Origin of the sequence: Vibrio echinoideorum (assembly GCF_024347455.1) — a bacterium.
Lineage (GTDB): Bacteria > Pseudomonadota > Gammaproteobacteria > Enterobacterales > Vibrionaceae > Vibrio > Vibrio echinoideorum.
In genome coordinates, this window is the sequence record NZ_AP025484.1 from 1,849,839 (window position 1) to 1,867,200 (window position 17,362).

Below are 17,362 nucleotides of genomic sequence, written 5' to 3' on the forward strand. Positions count from 1 at the left end.
TTCCGCTTTTTATTTTATTTTTTAATCAGTTGGCTCATAGCGCTCACGGGGATGATTGCGCCAGAGTATTGAATAACGATGGAAGCCAGTTGGTGGCCAAGTTCGGCTGCGTCGGTGGCGCTCTCGCCAGTAAGACGCGCAGCTAAATAACCCGCGGCGAATGAATCGCCCGCAGCACAGGTATCAACCACGTTAGAAACACGAGTTGCTGAGACATAATTCTCAATAATGTTGCCCTGTTCAACTTGAACAATCTTGCATGGCTCGCAGCCACGTTTGATAACGATCTCTTGGCAACCCAAACGAAGGCAGCGTTGTTGAACGCTCTCTGAGTTACCCCATACAAGCAGATCGTCGTCTTCGGTAATCAAGGCGATGTCTACCAATGGCAGTAACTTGGCGTACCAATGTCGAGCTTGCTCAGTGCTCCAAAGTTGCGGGCGATAGTTATTATCAAAAATCACCTTGCCGCCTTGGTTTGAGAACACGCTAATGGCTTTGAATAAACGCTCGCGAGAGGCATCATCCAAGATCGCGATACTGATACCGCTGATGTAAATCGCACCGACTTGTTTCTCGGTCAGGGCAATTTCAAGCTTGTTTAAGTTATCGATTTGAAAGTAGAACTTTACTGCCGCATCGTTGCGCCAGTAGTGAAAATGTCGCTCACCCGTTTCATCGGTTTCTACCATGTATAAGCCAGGTAACTTGTTTGGAATGCGTTCAACGAAATTGGTTTGAATGCCCTCTAACTGCCAGCTATCAATCATATTTTGAGACAGTTCATCGCTACCAAGGCCCGTCGCGTAATGAACAAAGAGGTTTTGATGTTGGGTTAAGCGAGAAAGGTAAAGCGCGGTATTGAGCGTGTCACCGCCGAATTTTTTGGTTAATGGAGAGCCGCTGATTTCGACCATGCACTCGCCAAAGAAAGCAATATTGAAGTTAGAAGATGCAGGCATAGCCGATCCTAAAATAGAGATATAAATGGGGAAGAAGGCCCTACCGAGAAGCAGAGCCTGAGCTAGCTAAACCACTCCACAACTTGTTGTACTGAATTTGTTGTACTAACTAGCTGTGGAGCGTTTAGATTAGCTTGTTTGATTTGCTGGACGTTGAGAAGACGCGTCTTCTTCAAGCACACCTGAATCTGACAATTCCATTTCCATCAGAGCGCGCTCGTCATCAAGAATTGCTTTTGCCATTTCAGGTGTCACTTGGTTAGCCGGAGTACATAGGCTTACCAGCACACCAGCCGTTAGAGCCACTAGACAAGAAGGAATCACAGGGTTACCCCAGAAAGCCGTGTAGTCTGCGTTTAGCATTACAACAAATGAAGCCACAGATGCACCCGCTAGCGTAGCAAGCGCACCCTGCCAGTTGTAACGTTTCCAGAATCGACCCAACATACCGCACACAAACATGCCCGACATTACGGTTGAAATCATTTTCGTGATGTAGCCAATGATGTCGTTTGACGTCAGTGCGAACAACAGTGCAAAACCAATCACCACAATCAATGCCAAGCGAGAATAGTTCACCATTGACTCTTTGTTTGGTACGCGGCCAGTGAACATCACGTAAACATCACGCAGTAAGATAGACACACCAGCTATCGCATCTGAACTTGCGCTCGACATGGTTGCAGAAAGACCCGCGATAAGAACAATCATGCCAACGCCAACCGGAAGAACCGTTGCTGCAACATAAGGGAACGAGTAGTTCGGATTATCCAATGATGGATCAATGGCATGTGCTGCCATACCAATGATTGCAGGGATGATTGAGAAGAAAAGATACAACACACCCGATGCAACAAATGAGCGACGAACGGTTGATACATCTTTACCCGAGTAGATACGTTGACGGAATGAAGGCGTAGCTAGTACACCAACACCAATAACCACAGCCAGAGACACAGCAGGAAGAAGACCCAGTTTATCGATTGCTAAAAAGCTCGTAGCAGCAGGCTCCATGGCAGCGTAAAGGTTATCCATGCCGCCGATGTAATCGACTGACATAACCGCCATCAAGATGAAGCCAGCAAAAAGAATGACAGCTTGAATGGTATCGGTCCACACAACGGCTGTGTAACCACCGATCACCACGTAAATAGTGAATGCCGCTGCAATAATGATTTTCGCTAGGTTGAGGTCGATGTCTGCAATCCACGCTAAGTACATGCCACCACCCAGAATGTGAGCGCCTAACCAACCAATTGAAGCGACAAAGATCAGTACACCTACAACGTTTTTCACGATGCGGTTAGCGCCAACATAGTAAGCCAGCTCTTCACTCATGGTCATGAAGTTCAATTTACGAACCGGAGCAAACCAAAGCGCAAGTAATAGGATGCCTATCGCACCACCAATACCGTACAGAGCACCTGCCCAGCCATTTGCGTAGCCGAAGCCAACCGCACCCATACTAGAACCCGTACCAACCATCGTCGCTACTGTTGTACCAAGTACTAAGAACATAGGTAGGCCACGGCCACCTAATAAGAAATCTTCGCCAGATTTTTGATTACGCGAGACAAACCAGCCTAACCAAATTAAAAAACATACGTACACGCCGAAGCCTGTAAGAAAAAGTGTGCTGTTCATTTGACACCTCTCAGTGAAATATTGAGTTCATTCTTGAACTTTATTTATGATTCATTCATTTTATATTTCATATGATTACTTTATTGATTTTATCTTTTTTAATTAAAGTAATTTTTATAAATGTAGGGTGAGAGTATTAAAGGATAATAACAGGGATAACTAACCCCTAATACTCTCTAAGTAGGTAATTGTGATTAGGTTATTACTATCCGCGATCGGCGCGGTAGCAAGTCACATCCACTTCAACCTTCACGTCTACAACTAAGTCGCAAACCATGCAGATACGAGCCGGTGGGTTAGCACCGAAGAACTCTTTGAATACTTTATTAAAAGATTGGAAGTAACGAGAATCCGTTAGCACAACCTTTACGTGCATTACGTCTTCTAGGCCGTAACCCGCTTCAGTCATGATATCGACACAGTTTTGGATCGCTAGGCGAGACTGGTCAACAATTCCACCCTCAACCACTTCACCATCTGTCATCGGTGTCTGGCCAGAAACGTATAGGAAACCACCTGCTTCAGTTGCACGTGCAAATGGTAAATGTTGTCCGCCTGTACCTGTACCGCCTTCAACACCGTAACGTTTAATAGTCATTTTTTAACTCCACTTATTTATAGATAATATTGGCTTTCCAGATAAAACAATTTCTATTCCAATATATTTAAATTAATTCGCCATTTTTATAGCCATCTGAATTTAATAAATAATTTAAATTCTAGTTTCGGTAAATAAAAACGCCTGAACGATTATTTCTTACTTTTCCTTGCTGGTAAGTTAACTCACCATTTACAAATACACTTTCTATTCCTTGTGCAACTGAAATAGGATTTTCAAATGTTGCTGTGTCTTTAATATTCTTTGGATCAAATAAAACTAAATCGGCAAAAGCACCACAGCGAACTTCGCCTCGGCCGGCTAAGTTGTAACGCTGAGCCGACATTCCGGTCATCTTGTGAATCGCTTCTGGCAACGAGAACAATTTTTCATCTCGGCAGTAGTGACCTAGCACTTTCGGGAAGGTGCCCCACAATCTTGGGTGTGGATGCGGGTCATTGGGTAAACCGTCTGAGCCGACCATGGTCAGTTTGTATTTCAATACACGCTTTACGTCGTTCTCATCCATGCAGTGATAGACCGCGCCCGCTGGTTGAAGCGCTTTTGCTGCGTCCATCAGGGGTAGATTCATTTCATCAGCAATCTGCTTCAGCGTTTTGCCTGCGTGTTCTGGTTTTGATTCAGACCAAGTGATGAAGATGTCGAAATCGTCGGTCACTTGTTTCAAATCTAATGTCGAAGAGCTCGCTGAGTATGGGTAGCAGTCGCAAGACACATCTTGGTGCTCAGAAACCTTGTCCATCAAATCAAGAACTTCAACAGTTCTGCCCCAATTGCCCGCACCTGCACATTTAAGGTGTGAAATAACAACAGGCACTTTCGCGTATTGTCCTGTCTCAAACGCCTCTTCCATCGCGCTTAAGATCTCTTCAAATTCGGTACGCATATGCGTGGTATAGATGCCGCCATGGCCAGAAAGCACTTTCGCTAACTGCATCACTTCGTTAGCATTCGCTTGTTTCGCGCTTGCGTAAGCCAAACCCGAGCTCAAACCTAATGCGCCTTGCGCCATCGCCAAATCAAGATTGGTCTGCATCGCTGCAATTTCGTCTTCGTTTGCTGTGCGTTGTAAGTCGTCCATCACTTGGTTACGCAATGTCGTATGGCCGACTAACGCTGCGACGTTTACTGCTGGTTGAGCTTGCTCTACCGCTTGTGCATACGCTGAAAAAGTTGGGTATTTGAAATCAGCCTGAGCGCCTAAAAGATTCATTGGGTCAGGTGGGTCACCAGCCAAAATGGTTGGCGATGCGCTGATACCGCAGTTGCCAACAATCACGGTTGTGACACCTTGGCTGATCTTAGGCAGGCAGTCTGGGTAACGAATTACATTGGTATCGTCATGTGTGTGTACATCGATAAAACCAGGAGCCAATGCTAAGCCTGCTCCCTCAACCAACTGGCCACAATCTTCATGATCGATTTGACCAATTTCGGCTATTTTTCCATCTCGGATTGCTACATCGGCACAAAACGATTGTTCGCCGGTGCCGTCAAACACCTCTACATTTTTAATTATCGTATCGAACAACATTTTTCACTCTCTCAATCCACTGTGTTGATGGAGCTATATTAGAAATTCAGCCGATTATTTTCAGTGACAAAACACACATAATATTTTAATTTGTGTGATAGTTTCTACCACAAAACAGATTATGGATATATTTAAATATTAAATAACAACAACTTAAATCATGTTAGGAATCAGCAATGAAACATAACTCGGCACAAAAAGATGTTATAAAGTATCAAAACGATAGTTTTATCTTGACTGAAAAAGGCCAAAAAGGGAGAGCAATATCACAATCTGAGAACGGTATTTATCGACTGGTTGATGAAGATGTTTCACTTCCGGTTGCAGTTATCAAACAATCGGCATTGACCAATAACCTGAATTGGATGCAATCATTCGCCGATCATCATCAGGTTAAATTGTCGCCACACGGCAAAACCTCCATGACTCCTGCTTTTTTCCGCCAACAGCTAGAAAATGGCGCTTGGGGCATAACAGTAGCAACGCCTGCACAGGCAGAAGTTGCCGCAATGGCGGGTGCGAAACGAATCATCATGGCCAACCAATTGGTAGGTAAAACCAACATGGCGGTCATCGAACAACTTATTCGCGAGTTTGATGTCGATTTCTATTGTTGTGTGGATTCATCAGTAAACGTGCAGCAACTTAACCAATATTTCGCCAATACAAAGCAGACGCTAAAAGTACTGATCGAGTTTGGTGTACCGGGTGGTCGTTGTGGGTGTCGTTCACCACAAGAAGTTCTAGAACTGGCTCAAACCATCCAAGACACACCAGCCCTTTCGCTGGCAGGTATTGAGGTGTACGAGGGTGTAATTCACGGTGACAATGCAGAACAAGACATTCGTACCTTCTTAAATCAGGCGCTCACTTCGGTCGAAAGCCTCGCATCAGATGGCCTAATTGCAGGGCAACCTATCATCACTGGTGCAGGATCTGCTTGGTACGATGTAGTCGCAGAATGTTTGGCGAACCTAACCGATTATTTGGCGATCATCCGTCCGGGTTGTTATGCCATTCACGACACAGGCATTTACCTAGACGCACAAAGCAAGGTGTTGCAACGTGCCCAAGTCAACCAAGGCTACGCGTGCGAATTGGGAGGTGATTTAGAATCGGCACTTGAGGTATGGGCTTATGTAATCTCTCGTCCGGAACCAACGAAGTTAGTGGTTGGGCTAGGCAAGCGTGATGTGGCCTTTGATGCGGGTTTACCGATTGCCGAGCGCGGCTATCGCAATGGCAAAGCTATATCAGTGAAAGGCTTAACCTCTACTGCGGTGATGGATCAACATACCTTTGTGGAAACCGACGGTTCTTCTGAGATTGAAGTGGGCGACATGATTGCTTTCTCCACCTCACATCCGTGTTTAACCTTCGACAAATGGCGCTACATTGCCATCAGCGATGACGAACATCAGGTGACCAAATGGGTGGAAACCTGTTTCTAGGTCGATTTTTCAATAAGCTAGAATCAACGAAGCAATAAGATATACTAACGGGGCTAAGGCTTAGTTTTAAATGGATTAGTGCTAAATGGCTTGGTTCTTAAGAGCTAGGTTCTTAAAAACTAAGCAATACGATTAGCCCCATCAACAAAGGATCAGGATTCTTGAGTTTAGAAGTAGATATCATTTCACAGATAACAGAGCGTTTTCCTGTTCTTCGTGATGCAGAAAAGAAAGTCGCCAAGCTGATCATGGACGACATTGATTTTGCTGCCAATGCCAGCATTACAGAACTTGCTGAAGGTGCTCAAGTGAGCGAAGCCACCATTACGCGTTTTGCTAAGGCGATCGGCTGCAGCAACGTACGTGATATGAAGATTAAGTTGGCTCAGACACTAACCGTTGGCCAGCGCTTTATCCTTGAGCCTGTTGACCAAACGGGTTATCAAGGTATCTACGAATCGATCAAGCAGAGCCTAGACATCAACCGCACTCTGTTCAAAGAACAAGACGTTGAAACCGCAGTCAGCTGGCTGCATAACGCCAGGCAGATCATTGCTATCGGCATGGGTGGCGGCTCGACTATCGCCTCACAAGAACTGCAACACCGGCTGTTCCGATTGGGCTACCCAGTGGTGTCGTACAACGATGGCTTGATGTCACGTATGGTTGCCGCTACAGCCGATGCCAATGACGTGATGGTGATGATTTCAGCGACAGGCTTTACGCCCGTGATCACTGAAACCGCAGAGCTAGCTAAACAGTATGGACTTAAGATCATCGCGATTACGCCACAAGATACACCGCTAGCAAAAATTGCCGATATCTTGTTACCCATCAAGCATATGGAAACCGACTTCATCTACAAACCATCGGCTTCTCGCTACGCTATGTTGGCATTAGTGGATGTGCTTTCTATGGGAATCGCAGTCAATCACAAGAACCGATCGCGCGACAAACTGCGTCGCTTGAAGGTTGCGCTCGATTCCTACCGAGGCGGTGGCGACCGACAGCCTCTCGGTGATTAGCGAATCAAGGACAAGATGGGCTTAAAATCTGGGGCGCGACAATCTTTCACTAGCTCGTATAAGCTCATTTCCAATCCTGTAATTTGAATACCAGCATCCATTAGTCGACGGATTGCCAGATCCTTGTTGAGTGCCGTTCGCGAGCTAATACAGTCGCCAACTACCTGAACCTTGTACCCAAGAGCTAACAACCCCATTGCTGTTTGATAAACACAAATATGAGCTTCGATGCCGCACACTAACCACGTATCCACACCTTTGGCTTGCACTGCCTCAACAAACTGGGGCTCGTTACACGCGTTAAACGTAAATTTCGGTATCGGCTTAGCATCGCTCAGCAGGTCATTCAGCTCGTCGACCGTAGCACCTAACTTCTCAGGATTCTGCTCCAAGCTAACAATTGGCAACCCCAAAACCTGTACACCCTTAATCAACTTTCCACAGTTAGAGATCAGTGTATCGCTCTCATCAACAAGGCGTGCGAGCTTGCCTTGTACGTCCACAACCACCAAACCTGTGTTTGCTCTGTTTAACATCCAACTCTCCTTGTTATCACTAGAATCAACTCTCTAACTCAAACCAATAAATACTACAATACGATGTTAAGCTCATTGATTGAGCCTTATTTATCAATAGGTTAGATAAATGAAATTCCACCCAGACCATAAAAAACATCGTTTTATTTAGCAAATTTAACTATTTGTCAATATATGAATTTTATTTATAAACGATATAACCAACAAAAACCCCGTTAATGCTTGAAAACTCTAGGAGTACATACAATCGCACTATCAATGAAAAGATAGGTTTCATTTGTGAGGGTTTTATAAATCAAAAATCAGCGATACCGTGATTTGCATCACAGGATGAATTAACAAGGTATCATCATGAAAAAATCAGCATTAGCACTCGGATTAATCGGTTTAGTTTCACTTCCAACTTTTGCAGCAGGCACAGATGGCGGTGCGTATGTAGGTGGCGGACTTAGTGTTTATCAAGGTTCGGATACAGATGGCGCGCCAAGCTTAGATTCTAGCGGCATGGGCTATAACCTATACGGCGGTTACCAATTCAACCGTATCGTTGGCGTGGAACTTGGCTATAACGATTATGCAGACTACAAAAACAGCACAGACAAACTTTCACCAACGTCTATTTCTGTATCAGCAAACCTCGGTTATACGTTCGATAACACTATTCGCCCATTTGTGTTAGCAGGTTTAAGCTCTGTCGACCTTCACGCAAATAGCGCAGCAAATTATGATGACGATAGCGGTACTGGCTTCCACTTCGGTGTCGGTGTTGAATACACTCCTATCGAACACCTAACATTGCGCCTGATTTCTCAAGCAGATGCAGTAAGTGTAGAAGACAACTATTCCTACAGTAACGGTTCACTCAAAAGCGACGACCATACACTAGCATTCAACAGTGTTAGCTTCGGTGGTTCATACGACTTCTAATGTAATTGAACCACATAGAATAAGCTGAATATACTCATTCACTTTGCTGTACCACCTTGTCTTAAAGGTAACTCAGTAAAGTGAATTTTTTTATCTATGTAACGATTCAACTTACAAAGCCATACAGTAATACATACAAGACTACGGAATAATGGTCATCAACGGTCGAAAGGTCGCAAAACAAAAATAATTGATACTGGCATGACATTAAAGAGTGAGTAGGAAAAATGAACAAGATAACGAAATCAGCATTAGCACTGGGTTTAATCAGCGCAGTTTCTCTTCCAGCTTTAGCAGCAGGTACTGACGGCGGTGCTTACATTGGTGGTGGTCTTAGTATCTACCAAGATTCTGATACAGATGGTCAAGGCAGTTTAGATTCAGACGGTATGGGCTACAACCTATATGGCGGCTACCAATTTAACCGTATCGTGGGTGTTGAACTTGGCTACAACGATTACGCTGACTACAAAAAAGGGGCTGCAAAACTGGCACCGACGTCTATTTCTGTGTCAGCAAACCTAGGTTACACATTCGACAACACAATCCGCCCATTCGTATTGGCTGGTTTAAGCTCTGTTGACCTAAACGCAAACAAGAGCGCGGGTTACGATGACGATAGCGGTACTGGTTTCCACTTTGGTGTTGGTGTTGAATACACGCCAATCGAACATCTAACATTGCGCCTAATTTCTCAAGCAGACGCTGTGAGTGTTGAGAACTACTACATTGGCAACAACAGTTCATTGAAAACTGAAGACAAAACACTTGCCTTCAACAGCATTAGCTTCGGTGGTTCATACAACTTCTAATGTGATTGAACCACATAGAATAAGCTGAACATACTAATTCACTTTGCTGTTCCACCTTGTCATGAAGGTCACTCAGTAAAGTGAATTTTTTGTTTCTACACGCCCTACCGCGTCATTTCACTTTAACCAGTTTATCGCTCGTCACGCCTAATTGAGATTTATGCGTTGATATTAGAGCTTTCTTGGTAGCGAGACTAAAATAAAGGAATAAGAGACGCAGGAACTCAACTACGATGAATCTACCACGCTTAAATATGTCGATAAACAAACTCCCTTTCGTGCTGGCTGTGTATTACCTACTTGTCATTAACCTACCTATTGCGCGCGAGCTATTCAACATTCTGAGCGCCTCAAAAGCGGAGAGTATTGGGTTCATAATCTCAATTCCCTTTTTCTTTCTCGCTGCATTCAACTTTATCTTTCAAGTTTTTAACTGGCCGATATTCGCCAAAGCCTTTTTCATCTTATTACTGCTTACTTCCTCCTTGGTCAGCTATAGCATGTTCAGCTATGGCATTTTTGTTGACTATGGAATGATAGAAAACGTTTTTGAAACCAACAGCGGAGAAGCAGCAAGTTATCTAAGTCTGTATTCGATTTTATGGTTTGTTCTAATGGGTGGTCTCCCATCACTTATGCTTTTATTCACAAACCTTAAGAGGGAATCTTGGAAAGATTTTGCTATTTGGAAAAGTATCGGTCTGTTAAGTTCATTGATCGTAATCGCGATTATTGCAGGGTTATTTTACAAAGATTATGTCTCGATTGGTCGTAACAACTCTCACCTTAAAAAGATGATCATTCCGACCGAATACGTCGCTTCAACTGCAAAATACATTAACAATACTTACATAAAAAAACCGATTCCTTACCAAGAGATCGGCTTAGACGCGCAGCTAAAACCGGAAGCTAAACAAGCAACTAAACCAACGCTATTGGTGTTTGTTCTTGGAGAAACAGCGCGTGTGTATAACTACCAATATTATGGCTATGAGAAAGAAACCAATGCTCATACCAAGCCTTACAACCCGATATTTTTCTCTGATGTTCAGTCTTGCGGGACAGCCACCGCAGTTTCTGTTCCGTGTATGTTTTCTAACATGAATCGCAGCAACTACGACCGAGACAGAGCTTATAACCAAGATAACGTAGTCGACATTATGAATCGCGCGGGGATTCACTCTATCTGGCGAGAGCACGATGGTGGGGATAAAGCAGTCGCACACCGAATCAAAGAAATGACACTGGTTGCCAAAGACAGCGACCCTTTGTGTAATAAAGAAGTGTGTTACGACACAGCCATGCTAGAGAACTTCGGACAAGATACCCAAGATCTAACTGAAAATAACATCCTTTTCTATCATATTTCCGGTTCTCACGGGCCAGCTTATTATGAACGTTACCCTGAAGAACATAGGAAGTTCATGCCCGATTGCCCACGTTCTGACATCGAAAACTGTACCAAAGAGCAAGTCGTCAACACCTACGACAACACTATTTTGTACACGGATTTCTTTCTCTCACAGGCTATTCAAAAACTTGAAAAACTCACCGATAAATACAACGTGGCGTTAATGTATATCTCCGATCATGGAGAGTCTTTAGGAGAAAACGGCGTCTACTTGCATGGCATGCCCTACTCACTGGCACCGAAAGAGCAAACCCACGTACCAATGATTCTATGGATGTCTGATGGCTTTGCTACAGAGAAAGGGATCAATGAAACGTGCTTGCGTAAAGAAGGAAAGGAACAGAGCTTTTCGCACGACAACCTGTTCGATTCCTTACTTGGCTTGATGGACGTACAAACCAAAGAATACCGAGAGGAACAAGATATCTTCGCACCATGTCGGTAGTGCTTTTTTCTTGAACTTAAGTGCGAACTTGAATTTGAACTTGAATGAGTAACGGGTAAGCTCCTCTTGCCTTAACCAATAATTCATCACCTCTAAAAAGAAAAGGCCTCGGTCTTTTCTTTTTTTATCCATCGCTAGCGTGACGCTAGAGTGCTAATTTATAATCACGACACAATGAGCGATATTTGTTAGAAAAAACAAAGAGAGAGTCCATACTAGTCACAAAGACAATAAACTATCTCCTCATTAAACTGACTCAAGATGACTCTTAAATCGCGTCTTCATTGCAATCGTTAATTTAATAAAATCAAATGTTTATATCATTTAGAAGTTCAGCGATATCACTAAGGACAGCGAATGGACGCTTTCATAATTTCAAGCTGGCAATTTTCTGAGGGTGTGGCACATGAACACACCACCAGCCCAGCCCCATTCGAGCAATCAACTTGGTACCACTGCCAAAGAGATGCTGAAGGGTTGAGAGAATGGCTCCACAGTAATACGGTTCCAAATGCCATCATCGATTCATTACTCACAGACGACACTCGTCCTCAATTTGAGCAGTTTGGTCACGACTGCTTTTTGATGATCTTGCGAGGCATTAACCTAAACGAAGGTGCGAACCCTGACGATATGTTGAGCTTACGCATCTTATGGTACAAAGGCACTTTAATATCGACACGTAAAGTTCCTTCGAAAGCGGTCAGTAATCTAATATCCGATCTAAAACAAAACCAAGGTCCAACATCATTACCTGATGTCTTACTGGGAATGATCCGTGGAATTAACCATTACATATCAAGCTTCTTGACTCCCGTCGAACAACTGATTGATGAGCTAGAGTCTGAATCTCATATCGATATTAAGTCCATCAATGCTCTGCATTCAAGGCTACTTAGACTAAGGCGCTATTTGAAGCCACAGAAATACGTTTTTGAGGATTTAATGAGTGAACTGCCAACTCCATTGAGTAAGCACAACAGTCATATAAAGAACAGCCTTGATACCATCCTGAGAATTAATGAGTCTGTTGAGTTTTACATCGAACAAATTAATGTATTTTTAGCGAGCCTAAGTCAGCAACAAGCTGAGAAAATGAATAGAAATACATACCTATTTTCTATTATTGCGGGTATTTTCCTCCCTGCCGGATTTTTTACCGGTTTACTCGGGGTCAATATTGCTGGTATCCCAGGAACAGACAACCCCATGGCGTTTCCACTATTTTGTGTTGGACTGCTCGCGGTCGTAGCGATTGAAGTCATTATTTTGAAAAAATTGAGGTTTATTTAATGGTTGAGTTTTTGCAATCCAATATGTGGCTTAAGCAAGTAAGTTTAGGTTTACTGCTTATCGTTGTGTATTGGGTGATAAAACGCTTGGGGAAGAACTGGATAGAAACATTAGCGGAAAATAAGCGGGTCGAGTTGAAGCGGAAGCAGTTCGTGATTAAGTGTTTCAATATCGTTCTATTTCTACTCTTCATCGCTGTGTTTACGATTGTTCTTAACTTGGGCTTTGGTGATATTTCGCTGTTCTTGTCATCCATATTCGCGGTGTTGGGTGTCGCTTTATTCGCGCAATGGTCGATTCTAAGTAACCTCACAGCCAGCGTACTAATATTTTTTGTATTCCCTTATCGCATTGGCGACAGAGTAAGAGTCGCGGAGAAAGACGAAGACATCAGCGGTGTGATCATCGATATCACCATGTTCCACGTTATTCTTCGACACAGTTCGGGCAACATCATCACCTACCCTAATAACCTGATCCTACAAAAGGGCGTGATAAAGGTATTAGTTGATCCTGAGTTAAAGAGTGAAACTGTCGATACAAAACTCATCAAAGCTGAAGACTCAGGAAAGTAATGCGCCCTATTCAGCGTCCCAATCAATAAGTTCAGCAGAGGGCAAAATATCTTGCCCTCTTTCAATTAACATCAGCTCTTCTGTTAACACCCACACACCTTTCAAAACTGTCGTTTTTATTCAATACCTGCCTCAAGCAGTCGCCTACAATTGCTGTCATTGAAACGTGGTTCAGCTAATCAATTTATCTCATCGTCTATCGACGGACCTGAGAACCAGACCGCAACCACGCACTCTACCGAATCGAAACAACAGGAATTCAAACGATGTTAGGCATCAAAAAAATCTCCGCACTTAGCGACTTAAACGAACTTAAAACCGCTTACTTTACTGAATCAACAGCACCACTCGATGGTATGTGGCACTTTGGTTTTGTTCCTATGTCTGATCATTACGGCTTTTACGAAAACAACTCACTTGTGGGCTACTGTGCGGTCAATGGTGAAGGCTACTTGCTTCAGTTTTTCCTAGCACCAACAGCAAACCACAGTATTGAAGATTTATTCGCCCTAATCGTAGAAAATAACAGTTCTGTTATTAGTGAAATGAAGGGCGCATTCGTGAGCACAGCTGAGCCACAATATTTATCACTGTGTGTCGACAACACAGAGTCATTTAAAGTGAATGCGATGATGTACCGCCAAAACTTTCTAGCCAACTCTGATTGTGATTCAGGCCGAATTGAAGAGATAGAGATGAGCCTCGCGACGGAAGAACAACTCGATCAGTTAGTTGAATTTTCTTCAACAACAATCGGCGCGCCAAAAGAGTGGCTAACCGGTTACTATAGCAATTTGATTGCTCGTCAGGAGCTATGGGGCTACTGGGAAAATAACAATGTTCTGGCTACGGGAGAGTGCCGTAAGTTCGATGAGCATCAAACGCAGTTTGCCGACTTAGGTATGATTGTTTCTCAAGCAGAACGCGGTAAAGGCTTAGCAACGCGTGTTATTCACTTTCTAAAGCAACACGCTAATAGCCAAGGGTTAGAAGCTATGTGCTCTACGGAAAGCAGTAATATTGGCGCACAAAAGGCCATCACACGCGCGGGGTTATCATCAAAGCATCGCATCTTGCAGTTTGATTTTAGCGAGTTAAAGAAATAGCTTAGCCTTGATATTGGCTAAATATCAGGACTAAGCTGAAGGTTCAGTTCTGATAATAGAAGCTCTTAAAAACTGTCACCTCCAACGATACCCACATATAGTTGTGAGTGACAGTCATCTGAAACAGAAGGTCTAATGATCAATTGGTTACAGTCTCCAAAATCCCCTGTAGTTGCTCAGTTCATTGATTGCTACTGGCTGATTGAAAAGACGCCCGACGCTCAAACTCATCAATTTCCGATACTCAATCCCGATCCATCAGCGCACCTGATCTTATCGCCAAGCGAGCAGGCATATCACTACACGATTGAGCAACAGGTCGATCAAGGCTTTGGTTGCCATCTGCTGCTGCCACACCATAAAGCCATCGAATTGGACCACTCGAAGCCGTTTATTCATTTGGGCATCAAGTTCCATGTGGGCGCACTGTACTCTCTGGCTATCCCAGATTGCCCTCATCCTAGCCTAGGCCGCGTTAACTCTATCGACCTTTCAGGTTTGCTTAGCAGCTCAAATGCCGATGCTATATCATTGATTAAGCTTGCTAAAATCGATGTTGAAGCCTGTTGTCAGCAGTTAGATGATTTGCTGCTGCCTTGGCTATCGACAGGTAAATCCGATAGACACAGTCAACTCACGCACAAGGTATTAGGAGTGCTTGGCACAACACCGATTGCAGAGCTCGGCGACACACTGTTCTGCTCGCAACGCACTTTAGAAAGAAGCTTCAATAAGGTCACAGGACTGACACTAAAACAGTGCCAATCGATGAACAAACTCGAATCAATGTTGGAATACTTGTATAAGCGAAATCTTGATGACATTGATTGGATAGACGTCGCCTATCAGTTTGGGTTTAGCGACCAGCCACACCTGATTCGCTACCTTAAGAAAACCATCGGTCTAACACCCAATAATTACGCTAAACAAGGCGGCTTAACCATTGATGTGTATGGTGGCGTGAGATCGGAGTAACCACTCTTTGTCCATCAAGCACTCTTTATCTATAACGAGCACTCTGTCTATAACGTACACCTCTGTCTTTTGTGTCCCATTAGTAGCAAGTTTTATTGAGTTTAGATTTGCGACTAAATATACTGGAGATACCATCACACGGAGGATAAAAATGAATAATAAAAACAAACATATAGTTTTAATTCATGGTCTATATATGCCTGCGTTGATCATGCAGTATCTGGATAGGAACTTCAAAAAACGTGGCTTTACAACGCACAAATTTGCCTACAACTCTCTGCGTTTCCCCTCTGCTGCAAAGCGCCTTAATCGCTTTATAAATGCTCGGTTTGATGAGCATGATGAAGTCTACTTCTTTGGCCATTCACTCGGTGGCTTACTGATTCGTCATTACTTTAAATTCTACCAACCCAACTTTGCAGACACCTGCATTATTACCGCTGGTACACCTCACAATGGGGCAACCATCGCTAAAACGCTTTCTAACCATGGGCTTGGGTTTATATTTGGTTCGAGCAAAATGATCTTAAGTGATGGCTTAGGTGACTATGATATCGACGTGCCGATTGGTGTAATCACTGGCACCTACGACGCGGGAGTCGGACGCATTGTATTGGGCAAGAATCCAGGCGATGGCACGGTCACACTAGAAGATGCGAACCTGAGAGGCGCTACAGACACTTGTGCTCTCAAACTCAACCACACAGCGCTCGTATATTCGAAAGAAGTGGTCACTCTCTCTGCCCAGTTCATCGAACATAGAGCTTTCAAAGCCGCCTGATTACCTGATTTTCGTGTTCTTATGTTCTTATGTTCTTATAGCTAAAGAGGCCAACAGCCTAAAACTAAATACACTCTCTTCTAAAACAAAAATACCACCCTACAGATAGAGTGGTATTTAGAGATTCATTACTGAAAACCAGTAGCCAACTACAAAAGATTGACTCGTGTTGGCAAGAACACCTCACCCAACATGCATCGCACCGAACCACCACCAATGTCTTCTATGGTTTTTACATTGAATGGCAGTAGTTTTCCGTGTGTCGAAAGCTGAGCTAACTGCGCTGGAGAGAACGCATCGTAAGCCGATTGAGACATTGCGATCACCTTGTCGCCATTCACCGTTTCCAGTTGCAGGATGTTGCCACAGAAGCGGTTCATCTGATCGATTGAGATCGAGATAACCTGCTTATCCTTTGCAAGAGACTTTACGACAAAGCGACGCTCAAACTCAGGAATTACTTCATCACAAATCACGCAGAAGTTATCACCAATCGCCATCATTACATTGGTGTGATAAATCGGCTGACCCGATGGCAATGCCGTTTGAAAAGAGACAACTCGAGAATAACCTATGCGCTTTGCATAATCTTCTAGCACTTCACGGTCACAACGTTGAGAAAGCGCCGCATAAATCGTCTTATTAATATGGTCGATAACCATGACGCCTGTGCTCTCCAAATAAGAGCCTTGAGCAACATAAGACTCTAACGACTCATTGTGATTAACAATGCGACCAGAGGCTTCTAACGCTTCAATAAGAGCATGTGGCTTAACTTCATGTTGGCGGTTTTCACACGCCATAGGGAAGGTAAACAAACTACCGTCACTGCAAGTACTGAACCAGTTATTAGGGAAAACCGCATCAGGGGTTTCGACACCCAATTCCGGGTAATCAAACTCTACAACTTGCACACCTTCTTTGCGCAATGAAGCAACCATGGCTTTAAATTCGGCCATCGTCTCTAGCTTCACCTCAGCTTCGGTTAAATCCACTCGGTGTTGAAACTCGTTATCACGCGCAGTTTCTTCGTTAAAACGAAATTCTTTTGGTGGCACCATAACAACGCAATTAGCGTTTTGAACATTAGTAATGTGAAGTGATTTCTTGTGTAGGTTTAACATCTCAATCGTCCCTATCTTTTATTTACCTCAGAATTGTAAACAACTTGTTACGAAAAGATTCACTGAAAATAATAATGATTTGAATATTTATCCCAAACAATTACTGCAAAAATCAGTTTAATCGGTAATTTTTACTGCAAGA

16 protein-coding genes are annotated in these 17,362 nt (G+C 43.6%); 10 read left to right on the top strand and 6 right to left on the bottom strand.

Annotated features, from left to right (window positions below; all coding sequences use genetic code 11):
• Nucleotides 1–14: 14 nt before the first annotated feature.
• The 4 genes from OCV36_RS24170 to OCV36_RS24185 all read right to left on the bottom strand — a co-directional run bounded on the left by OCV36_RS24170 (nt 15) and on the right by OCV36_RS24185 (nt 4,759).
• Nucleotides 15–962, bottom strand: coding sequence for a sugar kinase (locus tag OCV36_RS24170; RefSeq protein ID WP_135454145.1), 948 nt, complete (start codon nt 960–962; stop codon nt 15–17).
• A gap of 129 nt (nt 963–1,091) precedes the next feature.
• Nucleotides 1,092–2,606 carry a sodium:solute symporter family protein gene (locus OCV36_RS24175; RefSeq protein ID WP_135454143.1) on the bottom strand — a complete coding sequence of 505 codons (1,515 nt, stop codon included), beginning with the start codon at nt 2,604–2,606 and terminating at the stop codon, nt 1,092–1,094.
• 205 nt (nt 2,607–2,811) lie between these two features.
• Nucleotides 2,812–3,204, bottom strand: coding sequence for a RidA family protein (locus OCV36_RS24180; protein ID WP_004732497.1), 393 nt, complete (start codon nt 3,202–3,204; stop codon nt 2,812–2,814).
• Nucleotides 3,205–3,325: 121 nt separating this feature from the next.
• Nucleotides 3,326–4,759 (bottom strand): N-acyl-D-amino-acid deacylase family protein, encoded by a 1,434-nt coding sequence (locus tag OCV36_RS24185; RefSeq protein WP_135454141.1) that lies wholly within the window; start codon nt 4,757–4,759, stop codon nt 3,326–3,328.
• 176 nt (nt 4,760–4,935) lie between these two features.
• Here OCV36_RS24185 and OCV36_RS24190 point away from each other — a divergent pair, with 176 nt between their 5' ends.
• Nucleotides 4,936–6,210 carry an amino acid deaminase gene (locus OCV36_RS24190; RefSeq protein ID WP_135454138.1) on the top strand — a complete coding sequence of 425 codons (1,275 nt, stop codon included), beginning with the start codon at nt 4,936–4,938 and terminating at the stop codon, nt 6,208–6,210.
• A 161-nt stretch (nt 6,211–6,371) separates the two neighbouring features.
• On the top strand, nt 6,372–7,235 hold the full coding sequence (locus OCV36_RS24195; protein WP_017082877.1) for a MurR/RpiR family transcriptional regulator: 864 nt from the start codon (nt 6,372–6,374) through the stop codon (nt 7,233–7,235).
• Here OCV36_RS24195 and OCV36_RS24200 read toward each other — a convergent pair.
• The gene (locus OCV36_RS24200) at nt 7,232–7,771 is read right to left on the bottom strand and encodes a hydrolase (protein ID WP_135454136.1); all 540 of its coding nucleotides are present in this window, start codon (nt 7,769–7,771) and stop codon (nt 7,232–7,234) included. The genes OCV36_RS24195 and OCV36_RS24200 overlap by 4 nt on opposite strands.
• Nucleotides 7,772–8,122: 351 nt before the next feature.
• Between OCV36_RS24200 and OCV36_RS24205 the strand changes: the two genes are divergently transcribed.
• The 8 genes from OCV36_RS24205 (at nt 8,123) to OCV36_RS24240 (ending at nt 16,096) form a co-directional block, all read left to right on the top strand.
• Entirely contained in the window at nt 8,123–8,698 is a 576-nt protein-coding gene (locus OCV36_RS24205; protein WP_135454134.1) for a porin family protein, read from the top strand.
• A 227-nt stretch (nt 8,699–8,925) separates the two neighbouring features.
• The gene (locus OCV36_RS24210; RefSeq protein ID WP_017075654.1) at nt 8,926–9,510 is read left to right on the top strand and encodes a porin family protein; all 585 of its coding nucleotides are present in this window, start codon (nt 8,926–8,928) and stop codon (nt 9,508–9,510) included.
• A gap of 233 nt (nt 9,511–9,743) precedes the next feature.
• Nucleotides 9,744–11,366, top strand: a complete 1,623-nt coding sequence (locus OCV36_RS24215; RefSeq protein WP_135454132.1) for a phosphoethanolamine transferase — start codon at nt 9,744–9,746, stop codon at nt 11,364–11,366.
• 357 nt (nt 11,367–11,723) lie between these two features.
• Complete coding sequence (locus tag OCV36_RS24220) at nt 11,724–12,659, top strand: CorA family divalent cation transporter (RefSeq protein ID WP_135454131.1); 936 nt, start codon at nt 11,724–11,726, stop codon at nt 12,657–12,659.
• The gene (locus OCV36_RS24225) at nt 12,659–13,234 is read left to right on the top strand and encodes a mechanosensitive ion channel family protein (RefSeq protein WP_135454129.1); all 576 of its coding nucleotides are present in this window, start codon (nt 12,659–12,661) and stop codon (nt 13,232–13,234) included. Before OCV36_RS24220 ends, OCV36_RS24225 begins: the two co-directional genes overlap by 1 nt.
• A gap of 266 nt (nt 13,235–13,500) precedes the next feature.
• Entirely contained in the window at nt 13,501–14,340 is an 840-nt protein-coding gene (locus tag OCV36_RS24230; protein WP_135454127.1) for a GNAT family N-acetyltransferase, read from the top strand.
• 135 nt (nt 14,341–14,475) lie between these two features.
• Nucleotides 14,476–15,315, top strand: coding sequence for a helix-turn-helix domain-containing protein (locus OCV36_RS24235; protein ID WP_135454125.1), 840 nt, complete (start codon nt 14,476–14,478; stop codon nt 15,313–15,315).
• Between the two features lie 151 nt (nt 15,316–15,466).
• Complete coding sequence (locus tag OCV36_RS24240) at nt 15,467–16,096, top strand: esterase/lipase family protein (protein ID WP_010432104.1); 630 nt, start codon at nt 15,467–15,469, stop codon at nt 16,094–16,096.
• 149 nt (nt 16,097–16,245) lie between these two features.
• On the opposite strand, the gene OCV36_RS24245 is transcribed toward OCV36_RS24240, so the two are convergent.
• The gene (locus tag OCV36_RS24245; protein WP_135454123.1) at nt 16,246–17,220 is read right to left on the bottom strand and encodes an arginine deiminase-related protein; all 975 of its coding nucleotides are present in this window, start codon (nt 17,218–17,220) and stop codon (nt 16,246–16,248) included.
• Between the last annotated feature and the right edge of the window lie 142 nt (nt 17,221–17,362).